This is a genomic window from Candidatus Accumulibacter similis, from assembly GCA_013347225.1.
Taxonomy (GTDB): domain Bacteria; phylum Pseudomonadota; class Gammaproteobacteria; order Burkholderiales; family Rhodocyclaceae; genus Accumulibacter; species Accumulibacter similis.
Window position 1 is genome coordinate 1,482,361 of sequence record CP054595.1, and the last position, 21,087, is coordinate 1,503,447.

A 21,087-nucleotide genomic window follows, 5' to 3' on the forward strand; every position below is an offset into this window, starting at 1 on the left:
TCGCCCGACTACCGTCCGCCATGCGCCTGCCTCCCCAGCAGTTCCTGCGCCAGCGGCGGCGCCGGATAATGGAAGGGCACCGGTCCGTCGGCCTCGGCGAAGACGAACTGATGGACGAAGGGATGCTGCGAGGCACGGATCTCGTCCGGCGTGCCGAGGGCGACCACCTTGCCGTCGGACATGAAGTAGATGTAATCGACGATCAGCAGCGATTCCTGGATATCGTGCGTGACCATGATCGTCGTCGCACCCAGTGCGTCGTTGAGCCGGCGGATCAACTGGCCGATGATGCCGAGCGAAATCGGGTCGAGACCGGCAAAAGGCTCGTCGTACATGATCAGCATCGGATCGAGGGCAATCGCCCGTGCCAGGGCAACCCGTCGCGCCATGCCGCCGGAAAGCTCGGCAGGCATCAGCCCGTGCGCGCCGCGCAGGCCGACGGCGTTGAGCTTCATCAGCACCATGTCGCGGATCAGTTCTTCCGGCAGGTCGGTGTGCTCGCGCATCTGGTACGCGACATTGTCAAAGACCGAGATGTCGGTGAACAGCGCGCCGAACTGGAAGAGCATGCCCATCCGCCGCCGCAGTGCGTACAGTTCCTCGTCGTCGAGATGCGGCACCGATTGTCCGTCGACCAGCACCTCGCCGCGGCTCGGCCGGAGCTGGCCGCCGATCAGCCGCAGCAGCGTCGTCTTGCCGCAACCGGAGCCGCCCATGATGGCGACGACCTTGCCGCGCGGGATCTGCAGGCTGATGCCGTCGAGGATCGGGCGATCCTCGTAGGCAAAATCAAGACTGCTGATTTCGACGAGATTCTCGGCAGACACGCGACCATCCAGGAGAAAAAACGAGCGCGAATTATACCTGACGCTTCATCGCCTTACCGTGAATTACTTGACGTTAATATAATTGTGGAATAATGACGCGACCGCCATCAGTCCCCGCGACGACACGCCTTCCATGCTCAGCCACCCCGCAACCGCATCGCCCGAGAAGCCGCTGCTGCTCATCGTCGATGACGACCCGCTGATCTGCGACACCCTGAGCTTCTCGCTGAGCAAGGCGTTCGAGGTCGTCACCAGCCACTCGCGCCCGCATGCACTGCAGCTTCTGCGGCAGTTGCGGCGGTCGCCGGAACTGGCGCTGGTCGACCTCGGCCTGCCGCCGGTGCCGCATCGCCCGGATGAGGGATTTGCGCTGATTGGCGATCTCCTCAAGCTGGCACCGGCCATCCGCATCGTCGTCCTTTCGGGACAGAGCGACGACGGCAACGCTCGCCACGCGCGCACGCTCGGAGCCGCCGACTTCGTCGCCAAGCCGTGCAATCCCGGCGACCTGCAGCAGGTGCTCGAGGGCGCGCTGGCCTTGCGCGCCCTCGACGAACGGCAGCGGGAGGCGGTTTCGCCGCTGATCGGCAGCAGCCCGGCGATGCAGAAGCTGCGGCTGCAACTCCGGCAGTACGCCGACCTGCCGTTTCCGGTGCTGATCGAGGGCGAATCGGGCAGCGGCAAGGAAATCATCGCCTCGCGCTGCCTGCACCTCGATACCCAGCGGCGTTACCGCCCCTTCCTCGCGCTCAATTGTGCCGCGATCTCGCCCAGCCTGGTCGAGGCGACGCTCTTCGGCTATGCCCGTGGCGCCTTCACCGGCGCGTCGTCGAGCCGCGCCGGTTACTTCGACGATGCCGCCGATGGCACGCTGTTTCTCGACGAGATCGGCGAATTGGCGCTCGACCTGCAGGCGAAGCTGTTGCGCGTCCTCGAGAACGGCGAGTACCAGCGGATCGGCGAGACGCAGCGGCGCGTCAGCCGGGCGCGCATCGTCGCCGCCACCAACCGCGACCTGCGCAAGGAGGTCAAGGCCGGCCGCTTCCGCGCCGACCTCTACCATCGCCTGTCGGTCTGCTCGATCTTCGCCCCGCCGTTGCGCGAGATGGGTGACGACAAGCTGCTCCTGCTCGAGCACTTCCGCCAGCACTACGCCGCGCAGACGCAGCAGCTCCCCTTTGCCCTGGCGCCGGAGGCGGCAAGCCTGTGGGGCGACTACCCCTTTCCGGGCAACGTGCGCGAGTTGCGCAATGTCGTCATCCGCCTGGCCACCCGGTATCCCGGACAGATCGTCGATGCGGCGGCGCTCGAGGCGGAACTCGATCTGCCGGACGACTCGCCGGCCGGTGGCGATGTCCTGCCGGCACCCCTCGACTCGGGTACCAGCGACGCCATCGTCGCCGCTGCGACGCAGCGTCTGCGGCAGCGCGAACCCTTCTGTCTCGATCGCCTGCTCGACGCCACCGAGCGCGGCTACATCGAAGCGGCGCTGAAGCTGGCGCACGGCAACGTCAGCCAGGCGGCACGTCTGCTCGGAGTGCACCGGACGACGCTCTACAACCGCATGGCAGCGACGGCGCGCGAGACATGATGTACCTGGAGCATTTCGGGTTGCAGCAGGCGCCCTTCCGCATCACGCCGCACACCGAGTTCTTCTTTGCCGGTGCCAACCGGGGGGCGACACTCGAAGCGCTGATCTACGCGATCACCAACGACGAAGGCATCGTCAAGGTCAGCGGCGAGGTCGGCAGCGGCAAGACGATGCTCTGCCGCATGCTGCTGGAGAAGCTGCCGGAGAACGTCGAGACCGTCTATCTCGCCAATCCGATGCTGTCGCGCGACGAGATCCTGTACGCCATCGCCGCCGAACTGCGCCTCGACCTGCCGGCAGGGCAGGGGCAGTTGCTGCTGCGGGCGCTGCAGGATCGTCTGCTCGAGGTCTACGCCGCCGGCCGGCAGATCGTCGTCCTCATCGACGAGGCGCACGCGATGCCGCCCGACGCCCTCGAAGAGATCCGCCTGCTCTCCAACCTCGAATCCAGCCGCCACAAGCTGCTGCAGATCGTCCTCTTCGGCCAGCCGGAGCTCGATCAGCGGCTGCACGAGAGCGCCATGCGGCAACTCAACGACCGCATCACGCACAGCTTCAGCCTCGAGCCGCTGCATCGCCGCGATGTCGCCGCCTACCTGATGTTCCGGCTGCGTGCCGCCGGCTATCGCGGCCCCGATCTCTTCAGCCGCAGGGCCGTCAAGCTCATCAGCCGCAGTTCCGAGGGGTTGACGCGGCGCATCAACATCCTCGCCGACAAGGCGCTGCTGGCCGCCTTCGCCGCCGGTCGGCACGAGGTCGATGCCAGACAGGTACGGGCGGCGATCCGCGATGCGCAGTTCCAGCCGATCGCCGGCCGGGGGTTCGGCCCCTGGGTGTGGCCGGCCGCCGCTGCCGTGGCGATCCTCGGAGTCGCCACCATCGCCTACCTTGCCGGCAGCCACAGCGCCGGCAGCGGGGCCCAGCCGCAGCTGGCGCCGCAGCCCCCGGCTGCCCTGGGGACCGTGACGGCGGCCCCGGCTGCTCCGCCTGTCGAGACGACGGCGACGACACCGGCAGCCCCAGTGGCACCGGCAACCCCGCCAACCCCGCCAACCCCGCCAACCCCGCCAACCCCGCCAACCCCGCCAACCCCGGCAACCCCGGCAACCCCGGCAACCCCGGCGGCCCCGGCGGCCCCGGCGGCCCCGGCGGCCCCGGCGGCTGCGGCAGTCGCCCCGCAGTCGCCGGCTGCGACCGCGGTGGTGGCCAGGACGCCGAGCCTCGCGCAGCGGCTGGCGGCGAGCGAGGAGTGGCTGCGCAGGACGCCGGACAGTCACTATTTCATCCAGTTGCTCATGACCGACGCCGGCAGCCAGCGTGAAGTCGATGATTTCATTGCAAGAAACTCGACGCTCCTCGATCCGCGCCTGGTACGGGTCTATCGTTCCAGGCTCGCCGGCAGGGAGCGGCTGGGGGTGATCTACGGCGACTATTCGTCACGCGAGGAGGCGAACGCAGCCCTGGCGACGCTCGGCGAGATCTCGCCGGCGAGCAGGCCCTACGTGCGCCAGGTTTCCCGGTTGCGCGTCGGCGGCCCTGCCGCCGTTCCGGCGCCGGCTACGGAAGGTAATAAAAATCATGCACTTGTACCAAAGTCCTGACGTGGTATGATGAGCTTCCCCTGTAACCGGAGCGAGCTTGAGCGTGTCCTTGAGAAGCCTTGACGCCGTCCTCCTGGTGCTGGTGCTTGCCGCCTGCACGCCGACCACCCTGAGTACCGGGCCGTCGCCGGGGCATCTGCAGGCCGACAGCGTGGCGCGGCCGCCAGGCGCGATTCCGCAACCGGTGCAGCAGAGCGTCTCGCTGCCGCGGCCGCGGGCGACCGCCCGCACCGAGACCTACAGCGTCGTCGTCAATAATGTCCGGGTGCACGACCTGCTGTTCGCGCTCGCGCGCGACGCCAAGATCAACGTCGATATCCATCCCGGGATCAACGGCACCGTCACCCTCAACGCCATCGACCAGACGCTGCCGCAACTGCTGACGCGGATCGCCAAGCAGGTCGACATGCGTTTCGAGATCGACGGCCCGAACCTCGTCGTCATGCCCGATTCGCCCTACCTGAAGCACTACAAGGTCGATTACGTCAACATCTCGCGCGAAGTGACCGGTGTCGTGTCGACCAACACGCAGATCTCGACCAGCGCGCTGGCGACCGGCAGCGGCGGCGTCGCCGGTACCGGCAACACCTCGCGCATCCAGATCGACAACAAGTCGAAGAACAGCTTCTGGCAGTCGCTGGAAAAGAACCTCAAGGACCTGCTGCACGAAACCGACAAGGTCTTTCCCGAAGGATCGGCCGAGACCGTCACCGAGCAGAGCGCGTCGCAGAGCACCACCGGTACCGGCGCAGCGCCGCCGGCGGTGAGCGCCGCGACGCGGCTCGGCCAGGCGGTACAGTCGCTGGCCGGCAGCCCGAACCCGGCCGTCTTGCAGAACACCGGCGCCACCGTCGTCAAGCGCATGACCTTCCGTGAGGCGGCATCGGTGATCGCCAATCCAGAAGCCGGCGTGATCACCGTCCGGGCTACCGCCCGTCAGCACGAGAAGGTGCAGGAGTTTCTCGATCGGGTGATGCTCGGTGCGCGGCGGCAGGTGCTGATCGAGGCGACGATCGTCGAGGTGACGCTGTCCGATGGCTACCAGCAGGGAATCGAGTGGAGCCGGCTGACCAGCGGCTCCGAATACAGCGTCACCAAGCCGCAACTGACGACCAACGTGCCCAGCGCAGTGAGCCCCTACGTCATCAAGTTCCGTGACATCAACCCGCTGAACCTCGTGGCCACGGTCGAGCTGCTGCGCGCCTTCGGCACCGTCAAGGTGCTGTCGAGTCCGAAGCTGGCGGTGCTCAACAATCAGACGGCGACCCTCAAGGTGTCGGAGGACTTCGTCTATTTCAGCGTCAAGCAGGATACGGTACCGGGTGGCCCGAACACCAACGCCACCGTCACCACGACGACGACGCCGCAATCGGTGTCGATCGGCTTCTTCATGAGCCTGACGGCGCAGATCAGCGACAGCGGCACGGTGACGCTGAACGTACGGCCGTCGATCTCGAGCATCGCCGAACTGAAGCAGGATCCGAACCCGGCATTGGCGGCGGCCAACATCAAGAATCTCGTGCCGCAGATCCGGATGCGCGAGATCGAGTCGATGATGCGCGTCGAGAGCGGCGACATCGCTGTTCTCGGAGGCCTGATGGAGGACCGCCTGGACAACCGCCTCGGGCGGCTGCCGTTGCTGGGCGACATCCCCTTCCTGGGCGAGGTGTTCAACAACCGCAACAACTCGTCCGGAAAATCCGAACTCGTCGTACTGCTGCGCCCGACCGTGATCAAGGATGCTTCGCTCGAGGGCGACTTCAGCAGTTTCAGGACCTTGCTGCCGGACAGGGAGTTCTTCCGCACCGATCAGGTCTACCGGCCGTTCTCGCTGCCCGAGCAACCTCCGGAGCCGCTGCAGTGAGCCTGTTGATGGATGCGCTGAAGCGCGCCGAGGAAGCCAAGCGGCTGGCCGGCGCCGGCGCGCAGCCGGCAGCCCCGGCGGCGCCTGCCGCAGCGCCCGAGCTGAGCCTCGATCCGCTGGACGCGCCGGCAACGACAGCCGGCCGCTCGCTGCCACCGTTGTCGCAGCACCGCGATTCGCTGGACGCGGATCTCGCCGCCAGCGCCGCCGCGCCGCCGCGGCGGTCCGGGGCGGGATCGATGGCGGCGGTGGCCGACCGCGGCAGCGCCGACGATGTCGCCCGGATGGCAGTGAAGAACGCCTTCGCCGTCAAGCAGGAGGCGCGGCCGCGTACCTCGCTGTGGCTCTTCATCGGCATCGGCGGCGCCGTCGCGCTGGCGATTGCCGGCTACTTCTGGTGGCAGCTGCAGGGGCTCGCCGGCGGTTCACGGGTCGCGCCGCCGCCGCCGCCGCCGCCGCTGCCAGCGGCCAGGCAGCCGGTCCTGCCGGCCGTTGCCGGCGCCTCGGTGCCACTGCCGCCGGCGTCGACAGCAACCATGCCGCCGGGCGTGACGCCTCCATCGGCAACCGCCGGCGGTCCGCCCGCGTCGCCGCAGGTCGCCCCGGATCCGGCTGCGCCGCCGCTCGCAGCGCCGGCCGAGCGCCGCCGCCGGCAGGATCCGGCCGCCAGCCAGCCGGCCCAGGAGGCGGGTGTCTTCCGCTCCGGCAGCCGCCGTCCGCCGCCCGACCAGACCCTCGACCGCGCCTACGACGACTGGCAGGCCGGCCGCGTCGACGAGGCGCAGCGCGCCTACGACCAGGTCCTGCACAGGGATCCGCGCAATGCCGACGCACTGCTCGGACTGGCGGCGATCGCCGTTCGCCAGGGTCGCCACGAGCGAGCGCAGAGCCTCTATCTGCGGGTGCTCGAGTCGGATCCCGCCGACGCGACGGCGCAGGCGGCGCTGATCAACCTCCAGGGCGGCGGTGACGGGGGGCAGTCCGAGAGCCGCCTGAAGACGCTGCTGGCGGCCCAGCCCGATGCGCCGGCCGTGCATTTCGCGCTGGGCAATCTCTACGCCCGGCAGCGGCGCTGGAGCGAGGCGCAGCAGGAGTACTTCCAGGCCTATGCCCTCGAACCGGACAATGCCGACCATATCTTCAACGTCGCCGTCAGCCTCGACCACCTGCGCCAGGGCAAGCTGGCGCTGCAGTACTATCGCATGGCGCTGAGCGCCGCCGACTCGAGCCGCGCCGCCTTCGACCGCAATGCAGTCAGGCAACGAATCCTTGAACTGCAGCCCTGAGGCGTCGCGCATGCCGCGCTCGCCGCTGCGGGGCTGTCGGCCGCCACCGTCATGAACGCGCCCGCCGGACACCCGCACGCGCGGCCGCTGGGCCAGATCCTGATCACCAGGGGCATCCTCAGCGAAGACCAGCTGCGCATCGCGCTGCTCGAGCAGATGAAGTCCAACCGGCCGATCGGCAAGCTGCTGGTCGCGCTCGGTTTCGTCTCCGAGGCGACGCTGCGCGACGCGCTGTCGGAAAGCCTGGGCAAGCAGAGCGTCGATCTGTCGAAGGCGATCATCGATCCCTCGGCGCTCCGGCTGGTGCCGCGCGAACTCGCCAAGCGCCACCACGTCCTGCCGCTCGACTACGACGCAGCCAATCAGTGCCTCACGGTGGCGATCGCCGACATCAACGACATCGTCGCCCTCGACCGGATTCGCGGGCTTGCCGGCGACGACCTCGAGATCAGCACGCTGCTCGCCGGCGAGACCGAGATCGACCGCGCCATCGACCTGTGCTACGGCTACGAACTGTCGATCGACGGCATCCTGCACGAGATCGAGACCGGCGAGATCGACTTTCGCGGCCTGCAGTCGTCGTCCGACGAGTACAGCCAGCCGGTCGTGCGGTTGATCGATTCGATCATGACCGACGCCGTCAAGCGCGACTCCTCGGACATCCATTTCGAGCCGGAGGCGAGCTTCCTGCGCATCCGCTACCGCATCGACGGCATGCTGCGGCAGATCCGTTCGCTGCACAAGACCTACTGGCCGGCGATGGCGGTGCGCATCAAGGTGATGTCCGGGATGAACATCGCCGAAACCCGCGCGCCGCAGGACGGACGGATCTCGCTCAACATGCGCGGCCGGCAGGTCGATTTCCGGGTTTCCGCGCAACCGACGATCCATGGCGAGAACATCGTCCTGCGCATCCTCGACCGGCAGAAGGGGATCGTGCCGCTCGAGGGGCTCGGCCTTGCCGAGCAGCAGCTCGACCTGCTCAAGCTGATGATCGCGCGGCCGGAGGGGATCATCCTCGTCACCGGTCCGACCGGCAGCGGCAAGACGACGACGCTGTACTCGGTGCTCAACCACATCAACTCCGAGGGGGTCAACATCATGACCCTCGAGGATCCGGTCGAGTATCCGATGACTCTGGTGCGGCAGACATCGGCCGCCGAATCGGTCAAGCTCGATTTCGCCAACGGTATCCGCTCGATGATGCGCCAGGATCCGGACGTCATCCTCGTCGGCGAAATCCGCGACGCCGAGACGGCCGAAATGGCGTTGCGGGCGGCAATGACCGGCCACCAGGTCTATTCGACACTGCACACCAACTCGGCGATCGGCGCCATTCCCCGTCTGCTCGACATCGGCATCCTGCCCGACATCATGGCCGGCAACATCATCGGCATCATTGCGCAGCGGCTGGTGCGTCGCCTCTGCGTGCATTGCAAGGTTCCCTACCAGGCCGAGGCACACGAGGCGCACCTGCTCGGCAGGCTGGCCGACGGACCGCGACCGGTCATCTACCGCCCCAGCGGCTGCGAGCGCTGCGAGTTCCAGGGCTATCGCGGTCGGCTGGCGATCATGGAACTGATGCGCATCAATGCCGACATGGACGAACTGATCGCCCGCCGCAGCACGCTGCGTGAGATGCAGCAACTGGCCAGGCGCCAGGGTGTCGTCACGCTGGCCGATGACGGCCTGCGACGCGTTCTCGACGGGTCGACGTCGCTCGAGGAAATCGGGCGCGTCGTCGATCTCACCGACCGGATGTAGGGCCGTGCCGCTGTACACCTACAAGGCGGTGAGTCCCGAGGGGCGGATGGTCTTCGGCCGTATCGACGCGATCAACCTTGTCGATCTCGATCTGCGACTGCGGCGCATGGAACTCGACCTGGTCAGCGGCGAGCCACTCAGCAATCGCAGCCTGCTGCGCAGTGGTGGCGTCCCGCGGCGCGAACTGATCCACTTCTGTTTCCACCTGCAGCAACTCGTCCGTGCCGGCGTTCCGATCCTGGAAGGGTTGACCGATCTGCGCGACAGTCTCGAGCATCCGCGCTTTCGCGAGGTGGTCGCCAGCCTGATCGAGTCGATCGAGGGTGGCCAGACCCTGTCGCAGGCGATGGAGAGCCATCGTCGCGTCTTCGACCAGGTCTTCGTCAGCCTCGTCCGCGCCGGCGAGGCGACCGGCCGCCTGCCGGACGTGCTGCAGAGCCTGAACGAGTCGCTGAAGTGGGAGGATGAGCTGGTGTCGCAGACGCGGAAGATGGCCGCCTACCCGGCCTTCGTCGGCACGATCGTCATCGCCGCCACCCTCTTCCTGATGATCTACATGGTGCCGCAGCTGCGCATCTTCGTGAAGAGCATGGGGCAGGTGCTGCCGTTGCAGACGCAGATCCTCTTCCTGGTGTCGGACCTCCTGGTGGCCTACTGGTATCTGCTGCCGACGCTGCCGCTGCTCGCGTTCTTCGGCGTGCGGCTGCTGCTGAACCACAACCCGCTGGCGCGGCTGCGCTTTGACGGCATCAAGCTGCGCGTGCCGGTGCTCGGCAACATCCTGCGCAAGATCATCCTGGCACGCTTCGCCAACACCTTCGCGCTGCTCTACGCTTCGGGAATCCCGATCCTCGAGTCGATCAGGACGACGCAGGGGGTCGTCGGCAATCTGGTGATTCGCCAGGGCCTGGAACGGGTCGAGCAACTGATCATCGAGGGGCAGAACGTCACCGCCGCCTTCCACGGCACCGGCTTCTTCCCGCCGCTGGTGATCCGCATGCTGCGCGTCGGCGAGAACACCGGCGCGCTCGACGAGGCGCTGCTCAACGTCAGCTACTTCTACAACCGCGACGTGCGCGAATCGGTGCAGAAGATGCAGCAGTTGATCGAGCCGCTGCTCACCCTGGTCATGGGTGGCATGCTCGGCTGGATCATGCTCTCGGTCCTCGGGCCGGTCTACGACGTGATCAGCAAGATCAAGACCTGAAGCCATGTATGATCGCCGCCTGCTCTATCTCAGCGCGCACCAGTTGACCGCCTGCCTCTGGCATGCCGGCACGCTGACCGAAGAGGGAACCTTCGAGGTCTCCGAGGGCGGGCGGCTGCGCTTTCTGCGTTACCTCGCCGGCCAGCGCAAGAGCCTCTTCTGGCTCCTCGTCAACGTCGCCGACGAAGGCTTCCACATCGAGAAGATCCCGTTCCTGCGCGGCGACGACCGCGAAACGGTGATCGCGCGCAAGATCGGGCAGCATTTCTTCAGCGCGACGCTGACCACCTCGCAGTCGCTCGGTTACGAGAAGTCGCGGCGCAAGGATGAGCGCGTGCTGCTGGCGGCGCTGACCAACAACGAGTTCTTCGCTCCCTGGCTGGCGGCGCTCGCCAGTTCCGGGGTGGCGCTCGCCGGCGTGCATTCGCTGTCGATGCTCGGGCCCGCGCTGCTCAGGAAGCTTGGCGTCGCCGACGAGCGCTGCCTGTTGCTGACGATCCAGGACCAGTCGATCCGCCAGAGCTACCTGGAGAAGGGACAGCTCCAGTTCAGCCGACTCAGCCCGCTCCAGAACAGCAGCATCGGCGGCATCGCGCAGACCTTCGCTGCCGAGGCACGCAAGCTGCAGCAGTATCTCGTCAGTCAGCGCCTGCTCGGTCGGCAGCAGGCGATCCGCGCCTGCGTCGTCGCGCATCCGCAGGCCATCGGTGCGATCGAGAGCAGTTGTGTGGACAGCGAAACGCTGACCTTCGCCATCTTTGACCTCGTCGACTGCGCGCAGCGCAGCGGCCTGGCGACGCTGCCGACCGACAGTCGCTGCGAACGACTGCTGTTGCACCTGCTGGCCAGCGAGCCGCCGCGCAGCCAGTTCGCCAACGATCAACAACGCCATGGCTATCACCTCTGGCTCGTCCGCTCGGCGCTGCAGGGCGCTGGCGCGGTGGTTCTGGCGGCCTGCCTGCTGTGGGCGGGCAAACAGTTCTACGATGGCTACCAGGTGAATCAGGAGGTGGATCTCGTCGCCAGCGAGACGGCTCTGGCACGCCGGCGCTACGACGAGATCGTCAGGACCTTCCCGCCGATTCCGACCAGCAACGACAACCTGCGGCGGGTGGTCGATCGCTACCTCGAGCTGCAAAGAACCACGGGGTCGCCGGATTACCTGTGGCGAGAGCTGGGTCGCGCGCTGCACGGAGTGCCGGCGGTCGAGCTCGATGGCCTCGACTGGAAGCTGACGCCGGCGGCGCCGACGCCGCGGTCGGTCGGCGGTGGCGACGGCAAGGGCAGGGTGCAGCCGGCGCCCGACGGCGAGACGATCATCGTTCGCGGCAGCATCCGTCTCGGTGAGGAGAGCAACCCGCGGCAGGTGCTGGCCGTCTTCAATCGCTTGCTCGAGGCGCTCAGGCGCAATCCGCAGCTCGACGTCGAGGTGCTGCAACAGCCCTTCGATGTCGAGTCCGGCAAGGCGCTGAAGGGTGGCGATGCAGCCGCCGAGGACCGGCAGCCGCGCGCCTTCCGGCTGCAGTTGCGGCGGCTGCTCGCGGCATGAAGTTCACTGCCGAGGACTGGCCGAAGGTCCAGGTCAGTGCGCTGGCGGCACTGCTGATGGTCGTGGTCGGCGCCGCGACCCTGTACGCCGCGAACCGCTTCCGCGACGCTGCCGAGCAGGCACGCACGGTTGCACTCGCACAGCGCAGCGAGGCTGACGGCAAGCTCAGGCGGGTGCGCGAGGAAGAAAGCGAGATCAAGAACAAGTCGCTCCTCTTCAACAGCCTGCAGGAGCGTGGCATGATTGGCGAAGAGCCGCGGCTGGAATGGATCGAGCTGCTCAAGGACATTCGCGACCGGCACCGCCTGCTCGACCTGCGCTACGAGCTGTCGCCGCAAAGACCGCTGGACAGCGGCGAGGTCGGTGATTTCGCCTTCTACCTCAGTTCGATGAAGCTCGAGCTGAAGTTGCTGCACGAGGAGGACCTCAGCCGTTTTCTCGCCGATCTGCGGCAGCAGGCGAAGGCTCTGATCCGCATCAATCGCTGCCATGTCGAACGGCTGCCGGCAGGGGCGGAGGAGCGTGCCGGCGGCCGGGCGAACCTGCTTGCCGAATGCGATGTGGACTGGCTGACGGCGCGTGAGACGGGCAGGAAGCATCCGCCGGACGACAACAGGTCTGCCGGGCGGTAGGGCGCCGGGGCTGGCGCGCAGCGGCGGGGGAACCAAGTGCAGGCAGAAGATGAGCGGTGGCGTGCGATGATGCGACTGATGGCTGGCAGCCTGGCGGCTGTCGGCCTGTGGCTGGCGATGCCGTGTTCGGCCTTCGCCGAGGAGGCGCTCGATCGCCTCTTCTTCACCCCAGAGCGACGGCAGCAGCTGGATCGCCAGCGGCAGACCAACGTCCTCGACCAGCAGGCGGTACAGAGCGAGCCGACGCTGACCATCGACGGCATCGTCACCCGCAGCAGCGGCCGGCGAACGGCCTGGATCAATGGCAACCCGCAGAGCGAGGGCGACGTCGGCAGCGGCGTCAGCGTCGGCGCGCAGCGCGACGATCCCGGCCGGGTGGTCGTCCGTACCGACGCCTTGCCGGCCGTCCGGGCGCGCGTCGGGGAGACGGTGAACAGCAGCACCGGCGAGACGCAGGATCTCCTCAATGGCGGCACGATCATCGTTCATCGTCGCCCGCTGCCGAAGAGATAGCCGATGCGGCGGCGAACCGGCGTCAACAGCAGGAAGTCGCCGAACGGCTCGCCGCGGCGCCAGGCCGGCGTTGCGCTGCTGGCCCTGCTCACCCTGCTGACACTCTGGGGACTGTATCTCCTGCTCGGCGAACTCAACACGACACAGTTCCAGGTGGCGCGCAAGGAGGCTGCCGGAGCGGCGCTCTTCCAGGCCAGGCAGGCGCTGGTCGCTCGGGCGGCCGGCGACGACAACCGTCCTGGCAGCCTGCCGTGTCCGGCGATCGACGAGAGCGGCATCGCGCCACTGCTCGTCGGCAACCACTGTCCGACCTACATCGGGCGTCTGCCCTGGCAGACGCTCGATGTCGGCGAGCTCCGCGACGACGCCGGCCAGTTGCTGTGGTACGCGCTGGCGCCCGCATTGCGCGACGACGACTCGGCGCAGCCGATCAACTTCGAAACCGTTCCCCAACTGCGTCTCGACGGAGCACCGAATGTCGCGGCGATCATCTTCGCTCCCGGCTCGCCGCTGGCCGGTCAGAACGGCCGACCGGGCAACGCGGTCGCCGGCTATCTCGACGGCAGCAACAGCGACGGCGATCAGGACTTCGTCTCCGGGCCGCAGACGGCGGTCTTCAACGACAACGTCCTGGCCGTCACGCGTGACGAGCTCTTTCGCGTCGTCAATCAGCGTGTTCTCGGCGAGGTCCGTGCGCGTGCCCAGAACGCGAGCCTTCCCGACCATGGCCTGCGCGGCTACCAGGCGCTCAACGGCAGCTTCCCGGCCGCCGACGGCGACAGCGACGGCTGGGCGGATGCGGGTGTGACGACGGGCCGGCTGCCGCACCGCGATCTCTCGTTCAGCGCGGCGGCTTCCGCCTGGCTGACCGCCAACGACTGGTGGCGGCTGCTCGGCTACACGCAGCTCGCTGCCTGCCTGGCGCGGATCGGCATCACCGGCAGCACGGCGACGATGGATGTCGCTGGAGCCAGCCCCCCCTGTCCCTGAGCCGCCGGCGAACGCCTGCCGGCAGCTCTGGCGGCCGGACCTGGCAGCGACTCGAGCCGACGGAGCCTTTGTATTTGCGCAAGGCACACACTAGAATGGTAGCCTCGCATGCAGCGTCGTCAGGACGCAGTTCGTTGCCGATCTTCCTGCTTCGGCGGCAGCGGGGGCTACCCGGTTGCCGGAATGCCTTCAGATCCAGTGAGGTGCCCGCATGAACAGATTGCCATCGCGCGCCAGGCCGAGTCCGGGCTTTACGTTGACCGAGCTGGCGGTTGTCCTCGTTGTCGTTGCGCTCGTCCTCGGTGGTCTGCTGTCGCCGCTGGCGACACAGATGGACGTCCGCATGACCGCTGAAACGCGCAAGGATCTCGCGGACATCAGGGAGGCGCTGCTTGGCTTCGCCGTCATCAACGGCCGCTTGCCCTGTCCGGCTGCTGCCACGATCGCCAGCGGAGTTGCCGGCGCCGGGCTGGAAGCGGCGCTTGTTGGCGATAACTGTCCGAACGCCTCCGGCGTCGTGCCGTGGGTGACGCTTGGCGTCCCCGAGACCGACGCGTGGGGGCAGCGCTACTCGTATCGCGTGACGCCGGCCTTTGCCCAGCGCGTGACGGCGCCGCGCAGTGCGGCCTTCGACCTGGCCACTCCCGGTACCCTCGACGTTCGCTCGGCAGCGGTGGGCGGAACGATGGTGGCCGGCGGGCTGCCGGTGGTGGTCATTTCGCACGGTGCCAATGGCCGCGGCGGCTACAACCGCGCGGGCGTGCAACTGCCGAGCGGCGAGGTGGTCGACGAAATCGACAACCAGTTGACGAATGCCGGCACGGCGATGGCGAATACCGTCTTCGTCAGCCGGGCGCGGAACCCCGGCAGCGGTTTCGACGACGAGGTCAGCTGGGTTCCGCGCGCCATTCTCGTCAGCCGGTTGATCGGCGTGGGCAAGCTCCCGTGAACGATCGCAGCGCCGCCCGGCCGCCGGCGCCGGCTGCATGCGCCGGTAGCGTGGGCGCGGTCGCCTCGGCGGGTGGTGGGTAGTCGCGGGGCGGCGAACGCAGGCGCCGCCCGTTCCTCTCGCGCGTCGCTCCGTCATCGGTCGGCAGGCGGCTGCATCGCGCACGGCGAGCGTACCCCGGCGTTCCGCTGCGGGTCGGGGCGGCGGTGACTGCTGGCCGAACCTTCCTCACCCGTCTGCGTACTGCCGGCGTGGCCGCGGACGACCCGGAAGAGCTGCGTCTGCAGAAGTCGCTGCTGTTCTTTGCCACCGGTTTGATCTGCTTTGCTTCGGTTGCCTGGCTGCTGATCTACTGGCAACTGGGGCCGCGTTTCTCGTCCAACCTGCCGTTTGGCCTGCAACTCCTGCTGGTCGGCAACCTGCTGCTGTACCTGTGGACGCTGAACTTCAACTTCTTTCGCCAGGTTCAGCTCGCGCTCTTCCTGTTCATGCCCTTCGTCGCGCAATGGAGCATCGGCAGCTTCATCGACGCCAGCGGCATCAGCCTCTGGGCGCTGCTGGCGCCGATCGGCGCCGTCCTGTTCATCGGCCCGCGCGAATCCGGCGCATGGTTCTTCGCCTATGTCTTTCTCACCGTCCTTTCCGGCGCCTTCGACTTCTACCTCGCCGACTCGCTGCTGGCGCAGCCGCCGAAGGTGCCGTTGCGCACGACGGCGTTCTTCTTCGCGCTCAACTTCGTTGCCGTGTCGACCATCGTCTACCTCCTGCTGCGCTACGCCGACGGCGAGAAGCACAGGGCGCAGCAGCGTCTGCAGGAAGCGCACCGCCTGCTGCAGATCGAACAGGATCGCTCGGAACGGCTGCTGCTCAACATCCTCCCGGGGCCGATCGCCAAGCGCCTGAAGGACAGCGACCAGACGATCGCCGACGGCTTTGCCGAGGTCTCGGTGATGTTCGCCGACATCGTGAACTTCACCCGCGTCGCCGAAGGACTGACCCCGCAACAGGTGTTCAGCATGCTCAACAAGATCTTCTCCTCGTTCGACGAACTGGCCGAGAAATACGAGCTGGAGAAGATCAAGACGATCGGCGACGCCTACATGGTCGCCGCCGGGCTCAACGATGCCTGCCGCAACCCCGCCGAGTCACTGGCCGACATGGCACTCGAGATGTGTGCCCTGTTGCACCACGACTTCAGCGTCAACGAGATGCATCTCGAGTTGCGGATCGGCATCGGCACCGGACCGGTGGTTGCTGGCGTCGTCGGCAAGAAGAAGTTCATCTACGACCTCTGGGGCGACACGGTGAACATCGCCAGTCGCGTCACCACCGAAGGGGTTCCGGGGATCGTTCAGGTCGATCAGCGGACCTACCGGCGGCTCTGCAACAGTTTCGACTTTCAGGAGCCGCTGACGATCCAGGTCAAGGGCAAGGGCAGCATGATCGTCCACCGCCTGATCGGTCGCCGCGTGGCGACGCGGGTCGTCGCCTAGACGGCAGCGGCAGCGGCGGCGTCAGTGGTTGGGCAGCGGCGCAACTCGAAGCAGACCTGGCCCGGCAGGTTGCTCGCCAGCCGCAGTCGATGGCCGTTGCTGGCGGCCTGGCGCGCGGCGTGGTAGAGGCCGATGCCGAGACCGTTTTCGGAGGCGACCGGCGCCTGCAGCAGGTCGCCGAGAACCGTGTCGCTGACGGGGCTGCCGTCATCGCAGACGCGTAGCAGCGAAGCGTCGGCGGCGAGGGTGACGCGGATCTGCAGCGCGTTTTCCACCTGCCTCTTGAGCAGTGCGTTCTGCAGCAGGTTGTCGGCGACGCTGTCGAAGAGGGTCGTCGGCAGCATCGCCTGCGGGTCGATCTCGTCGGCGACGAAGCGCACCGGCGAGCCCGCGTAGCGCTGCTGCTGGATGCGCCACCACATGGCGGCTGGCAGCATGCCGCCGATTTCGCTCTGTGGCTTCTGCAGCTTGGCCAGCGTCTGCTGCAGTCGCTGGCTGATCTGCGGCAACTGGCGCTGCAGCAGCAGTTCGAGACGCTCGCCGTCGTTTCCCTGCACGGTCTGCGCGAGATAGCAGAGGCCGTCGATCGACTGCAGCAGGTTCTTGACGTCGTGCGTCAGGCGGGCGCCGGTTTCGTGGATCGCCCGCAGATAGCTCACCTGCTCAAGTTCGCGCGCCCGCAGCTTGGCGACGTAGTGCTCGTTGGCCAGTTGCGCCAGCAGGTGAAAGTGCCAGACGAGCGCCGGGCTGAGCTTGTGACGGGTGTACAGGGTGAGCTGCAGCGGTTGCCCGGGGAATTCCTGGCGATGGCGCGATTCGCTGCCGAAGGAGCCCTGTCTGCCGCCGGCGATCCAGTGGCCGCCGTCCACCCAGGGCAGGTCAAGCATCTCGGCGAGCGCCTGTGAGAGGAACTTCTCGGGCTCGTTCTCGTCGCTGGCCAGCGTCGTCAGGCGGTGCAGCCAGCGCTCGAAGGGCAGGCCGATGCTGAGCAGATAGCGCGAGAAGAAGACGTCGATGCCGGTGTAGCCCGGACGCGTGTTCCAGGTCCAGCCGATCAGCAGCAGCAGGACGGCGATCGACACCAGCGTGTTGATCACCGCCTCGAAGTAGCCCGCCTGGCGCAGGAGCATGAACGCCAGGCTGCCGAGGACGAGGACGGCGATCAGGAGAAAGATGAACAGGCTGTAGAAGAGATCGACCATCGCGCCGCCCGGTCGATCGCTTTCCCGCGAGAGTGGCAGCAGCGTCATGAGCAGCAGGAACAGCGGCATGCCCCAGGCGAATTCGCGCTCGAGCGCCGGGCCGTTGAGCAGGGCTGTCGGCACGATCTGCGGCACCAGCCAGAACAGCAGCGCCGCCAGCAGGTAGGCAAAGCCGACGAGGTAGAAGATGCGGGTCGGCCGGTGATCGATGAACATCACGCGGCCGCCGACCAGGGCGGCGAGGATGACCACCCAGACGATCAGCAGCCACCAGCCGTACCAGATGGCACCACAGGCAAGCAGCAGCGTGATCACCGCCAGGCCGCTGAGATCGACCTTCCGTTCGGCGTAGATGAATGGCTGCCAGAGGATGAACAGGCCGACGTTGACCAGCCAGCAGAGGAGACCGACCAGCGACGCGGCGCCGGCGACCAGCGCCAGGTGCAGGAACACGAGCAGCGAGATCAGCAGCCAACGCTGGCGCTGGCGCAACGCCGTGCCCATGCGCTGCAGCAGTCTCACGCGTGCCGCCCCGCTGCCGCGCCGCCCGCTCGCCATCGCCGCGGCAATGCTGCGGGCGCCGCAGCTCGCCAGAGGCGGCGCTTGCGGGACTCCTGGCGCCGCCTCCGGGCCCCGCCGCGGCGGCAGGCGAGCCGGTTGCCCCGGGCGCCGGCGCCGCTTTGCCGCCCGACTTTCGACAGGAGTGTCGAGAATTCGACAGCTTGCGGGTCTCCGGGCGCCAAATCAGCCGCATTTGGCTGGCACGGAAAGTGCTTGTCACCTCTGGCACCGGACATGGACAGGAGGAAGAAATGAACCAAATGAAGCAGCAGTCGGGATTCACCCTGGTCGAGATTGCCATTGTACTCGTCATCATCGGGCTCCTGCTGGGCGGGGTGCTGAAGGGCCAGGAAATGATCAACAGTGCCAAGGTGAAGAACATGATCGGCGATTTCCGCAGCGTCTCGAGCCTGGTGTATGCCTACCAGGACCGCTTCAAGGCTTTCCCCGGCGACCAGAACCAGAACCAGTTGAACGACGCCTTCGGCGTCGGCATTGCCGCTGCCTGCGCGCCGGCCGGCGCCGACTGTGCGCAGAACAACGGCCGCATCGACGGCACGTGGCTGGCGGGCAACGCCAACGGCACCGGTGTCCTCACCGATGAAACCTCGCTCTTCTGGCAGCACGTGCGGCAGGCCAACCTGACGACCGGTCCGACCTTGCTCGCCGACACCGCCTACCGGCCGCGCAATGCCGATGGCGGTCTGATCGGTGTCGAGATGACCGGTGGCCAGGCGCCGTTCATCCTCAACATGCGCGGCTCGTTCTTCGTCTGTTCGGATGGCATCCTCGGCCGCTACGTCAGGCAGATCGACACGACGATGGATGACGGCAATACCGCCGGCGGTTCGGTGCAGGCGGTGCCTACCGGCTCGGCACGCGGCGCCGCGGCGACGGCCACGAACGCCATCGTGGACGGCAACCAGTACATCGTCTGCGCGGCGTACTGAGCCTGCGGCGCTGCGCGCTTGCCGGCGCGGCAGCCAGCCAGCCGGCCGCTGCCGCGCCGCCCGCCCTCGCTCAGCCCTGCAGCAGCCGTTGCTCGGCCGCTGCCAGGGCAGCGGCCGACCCCAGCAGCACGACGACATCACCGGTGCGAAAGCGGGTCTCGGCTGCCGGCTCGAGGGCGCGGATGTTGTGTCGGCGAACCGCCGTCACCTCTACCCCGAGCGCCTGCAGCCCGAGTTCGCCGAGGGTGCGCCCGACCGCGTGCGCACCCTCGGCGAGCAGGATCGAGTGCAGGCGTGCTTCGTCAGTCGTGGCACCGTCGGCCGTGAGGTCGTCGTCACCGTGGAAGAAGCCGCGCAGCGTCCGGTAGCCGGCCTCTCGCGTCTGCCGGAAGCGCTCGATCACCTCCGTCATCGGTACCCCGAGGTGGCGCAGCGCGTGCGCCGCAAGCACCATGCTGGCCTCGAGGGTTTCGGCGACCACCTCCGCCGCACCGGCCTGTTGCAGGGCGGGGATGTCCCTTTCGTCGAGCGTTCGCGCGACCACCGGCAGTCGCGGCGCCAGGCTGCGCACCTGGTCGAGGACGCGTTCGGCGGCACGCGTGTCGGCAAAGGCGATGATCAGCACGCTGGCGCGGGTGACCCCGGCGGCGAGCAGCGTCTCGCGCCGCGTCGCGTCGCCGAAGATGACGTTCTCGCCGGCCGCCGCCGCCTCGCGGATTCGTTCGGGATCGAGGTCGAGGGCGATGTAGCCCACCGCCTCCTGCTCCATGAAGCGCGCCAGATGCTGGCCGCTGCGGCCGTAGCCGCAGATCACCGCGTGCCGCTCGGTGTTCATCGTCTGCGCCGCGAGGCTGGTGAGCTGCATCGAGCGCAGCAGCCACTCGCTGGCGGCGAAGCGCAGGACGATGCGGTTGCTGTACTCGACGAGCATCGGCGCCAGCAGCAGCGAGAGGACCAGAGCCGCCAGCACCGACTGCAGCGCCAGCGGCGGCACCAGTTGCAGCGGCCCCATCTGCGCCAGCAGGACGAAGCCGAACTCGCCGCCGGCGCACAGCCACAGACCGGTGCGCATGGCGTTGCCGGGGGTGGCGCCGAAAAGCCGTGACAGCCCACACATGAGGGCGAACTTGAGCGTCAGCAGCAGCGCCAGGACGCCCAGTACCAGCGGCGCGTTGGCCAGCACCAGCGGTGCGTCGAGCAGCATGCCGATGGTGATGAAGAAGAGCCCCATCAGGACATCGCGGAACGGCTTGATGTCCTCCTCGACGTGGTGCCGGTATTGCGTTTCCGAGATCAGGATGCCGGCAACGAAGGCGCCCAGCGCCAGCGACAGCCCGGCGAGTTCGGTCAGCCAGGCGAGGCCGAGCGTCACCAGCAGGACGTTGAGCATGAACAGCTCGGCCGACTTGCCGCGGGCGACGATGAAGAACCAGCGGTTCATCAGCCGCTGCCCGAGGAAGAGCACGAGCGACAGGACGACGGCGGCCTTCAGCGCGGCGACGCCGATCATCGTCGCCATCCGCTCGGGCGATTCGGAGAACGAAGGGATCAGGATCAGCAGCGGTACCACCGCCAGGTCCTGGAACAGCAGCACGCCCATGACCTCGCGCCCATGCGGCGAGTCGAGCTCGAGGCGCTCGCTGAGCAGCTTCGTCAGCACGGCGGTCGACGACATGGCGAGCGCGCCGCCGAGCGCGACGCCGGCCTGCCAGCCGAGCCCGAGGGCGACGACGATGGCGACCACCAGCGTCAGCGTCAGCAGGACCTGCAGCAGGCCGAGGCCGAAGACGATGCGCTTCATCGCATGCAGCTTCGGCAGCGAGAACTCGAGGCCGATCGAGAACATCAGGAAGACCACCCCGAACTCCGCCAGATGCTGCGCGCCGGCGAAGCCGCCGACGAGGTTGAACGCGTGCGGACCGATCAGCGTGCCGACCAGCAGGTAGCCGAGCACCGGCGGCAGGTCGAGCGACCGGAAGACGATCACCGACACCACCGAGGCAGCGAGCAGCATGAGAATCGTCGGCAGCGTTTCCATCTTCCGGTCCGTGTCTGGTCGCGAGTTGGCAGTCGGCGGTCGGCGGCCGCAGCCGGGTGAGCGGGCGATG

The 21,087-nt window shown here is 67.6% G+C and carries 16 protein-coding genes; 13 read left to right on the forward strand and 3 right to left on the reverse strand.

Annotation, left to right across the window (positions count from 1 at the left end; translation table 11 throughout):
* Positions 1 to 8: 8 nt before the first annotated feature.
* On the reverse strand, positions 9 to 827 hold the full coding sequence (locus tag HT579_06885; protein QKS28671.1) for an ABC transporter ATP-binding protein: 819 nt from the start codon (positions 825 to 827) through the stop codon (positions 9 to 11).
* Positions 828 to 960: 133 nt separating this feature from the next.
* Here HT579_06885 and HT579_06890 point away from each other — a divergent pair, with 133 nt between their 5' ends.
* From HT579_06890 to HT579_06945, 12 genes are all read left to right on the forward strand, one after another.
* Positions 961 to 2,418, forward strand: coding sequence for a sigma-54-dependent Fis family transcriptional regulator (locus tag HT579_06890; GenBank protein QKS28672.1), 1,458 nt, complete (start codon positions 961 to 963; stop codon positions 2,416 to 2,418).
* Entirely contained in the window at positions 2,418 to 4,019 is a 1,602-nt protein-coding gene (locus HT579_06895) for an AAA family ATPase (GenBank protein QKS31543.1), read from the forward strand. The genes HT579_06890 and HT579_06895 overlap by 1 nt, the downstream gene beginning before the upstream one ends.
* A 43-nt stretch (positions 4,020 to 4,062) precedes the next feature.
* Entirely contained in the window at positions 4,063 to 5,883 is a 1,821-nt protein-coding gene (gene mshL / locus HT579_06900; GenBank protein QKS28673.1) for a pilus (MSHA type) biogenesis protein MshL, read from the forward strand.
* Positions 5,880 to 7,169: a tetratricopeptide repeat protein gene (locus tag HT579_06905; GenBank protein QKS28674.1), complete on the forward strand. Its 1,290-nt coding sequence runs from the start codon at positions 5,880 to 5,882 to the stop codon at positions 7,167 to 7,169. The genes mshL and HT579_06905 overlap by 4 nt, the downstream gene beginning before the upstream one ends.
* A gap of 51 nt (positions 7,170 to 7,220) precedes the next feature.
* Positions 7,221 to 8,933 (forward strand): Flp pilus assembly complex ATPase component TadA, encoded by a 1,713-nt coding sequence (gene tadA, locus HT579_06910; protein ID QKS28675.1) that lies wholly within the window; start codon positions 7,221 to 7,223, stop codon positions 8,931 to 8,933.
* A gap of 4 nt (positions 8,934 to 8,937) precedes the next feature.
* On the forward strand, positions 8,938 to 10,140 hold the full coding sequence (locus HT579_06915) for a type II secretion system F family protein (GenBank protein ID QKS28676.1): 1,203 nt from the start codon (positions 8,938 to 8,940) through the stop codon (positions 10,138 to 10,140).
* Positions 10,141 to 10,144: 4 nt separating this feature from the next.
* Entirely contained in the window at positions 10,145 to 11,689 is a 1,545-nt protein-coding gene (locus HT579_06920; GenBank protein ID QKS28677.1) for a hypothetical protein, read from the forward strand.
* On the forward strand, positions 11,686 to 12,321 hold the full coding sequence (locus tag HT579_06925; protein QKS28678.1) for a hypothetical protein: 636 nt from the start codon (positions 11,686 to 11,688) through the stop codon (positions 12,319 to 12,321). Before HT579_06920 ends, HT579_06925 begins: the two co-directional genes overlap by 4 nt.
* A gap of 66 nt (positions 12,322 to 12,387) precedes the next feature.
* Positions 12,388 to 12,834: a hypothetical protein gene (locus HT579_06930; GenBank protein QKS28679.1), complete on the forward strand. Its 447-nt coding sequence runs from the start codon at positions 12,388 to 12,390 to the stop codon at positions 12,832 to 12,834.
* Positions 12,835 to 12,837: 3 nt separating this feature from the next.
* Positions 12,838 to 13,824, forward strand: coding sequence for a hypothetical protein (locus tag HT579_06935; GenBank protein QKS28680.1), 987 nt, complete (start codon positions 12,838 to 12,840; stop codon positions 13,822 to 13,824).
* 211 nt (positions 13,825 to 14,035) lie between these two features.
* Positions 14,036 to 14,773 (forward strand): prepilin-type N-terminal cleavage/methylation domain-containing protein, encoded by a 738-nt coding sequence (locus HT579_06940; GenBank protein ID QKS28681.1) that lies wholly within the window; start codon positions 14,036 to 14,038, stop codon positions 14,771 to 14,773.
* A gap of 206 nt (positions 14,774 to 14,979) precedes the next feature.
* The gene (locus HT579_06945) at positions 14,980 to 16,266 is read left to right on the forward strand and encodes an adenylate/guanylate cyclase domain-containing protein (protein QKS28682.1); all 1,287 of its coding nucleotides are present in this window, start codon (positions 14,980 to 14,982) and stop codon (positions 16,264 to 16,266) included.
* Here HT579_06945 and HT579_06950 read toward each other — a convergent pair.
* Positions 16,263 to 17,990: a sensor histidine kinase gene (locus HT579_06950; GenBank protein QKS28683.1), complete on the reverse strand. Its 1,728-nt coding sequence runs from the start codon at positions 17,988 to 17,990 to the stop codon at positions 16,263 to 16,265. The two genes, HT579_06945 and HT579_06950, sit on opposite strands and share 4 nt — an antisense overlap.
* A 299-nt stretch (positions 17,991 to 18,289) precedes the next feature.
* Here HT579_06950 and HT579_06955 point away from each other — a divergent pair, with 299 nt between their 5' ends.
* Positions 18,290 to 18,979, forward strand: coding sequence for a prepilin-type N-terminal cleavage/methylation domain-containing protein (locus HT579_06955; protein QKS31544.1), 690 nt, complete (start codon positions 18,290 to 18,292; stop codon positions 18,977 to 18,979).
* A gap of 70 nt (positions 18,980 to 19,049) precedes the next feature.
* On the opposite strand, the gene HT579_06960 is transcribed toward HT579_06955, so the two are convergent.
* Complete coding sequence (locus HT579_06960) at positions 19,050 to 21,017, reverse strand: cation:proton antiporter (GenBank protein QKS28684.1); 1,968 nt, start codon at positions 21,015 to 21,017, stop codon at positions 19,050 to 19,052.
* Positions 21,018 to 21,087 lie beyond the last annotated feature (70 nt).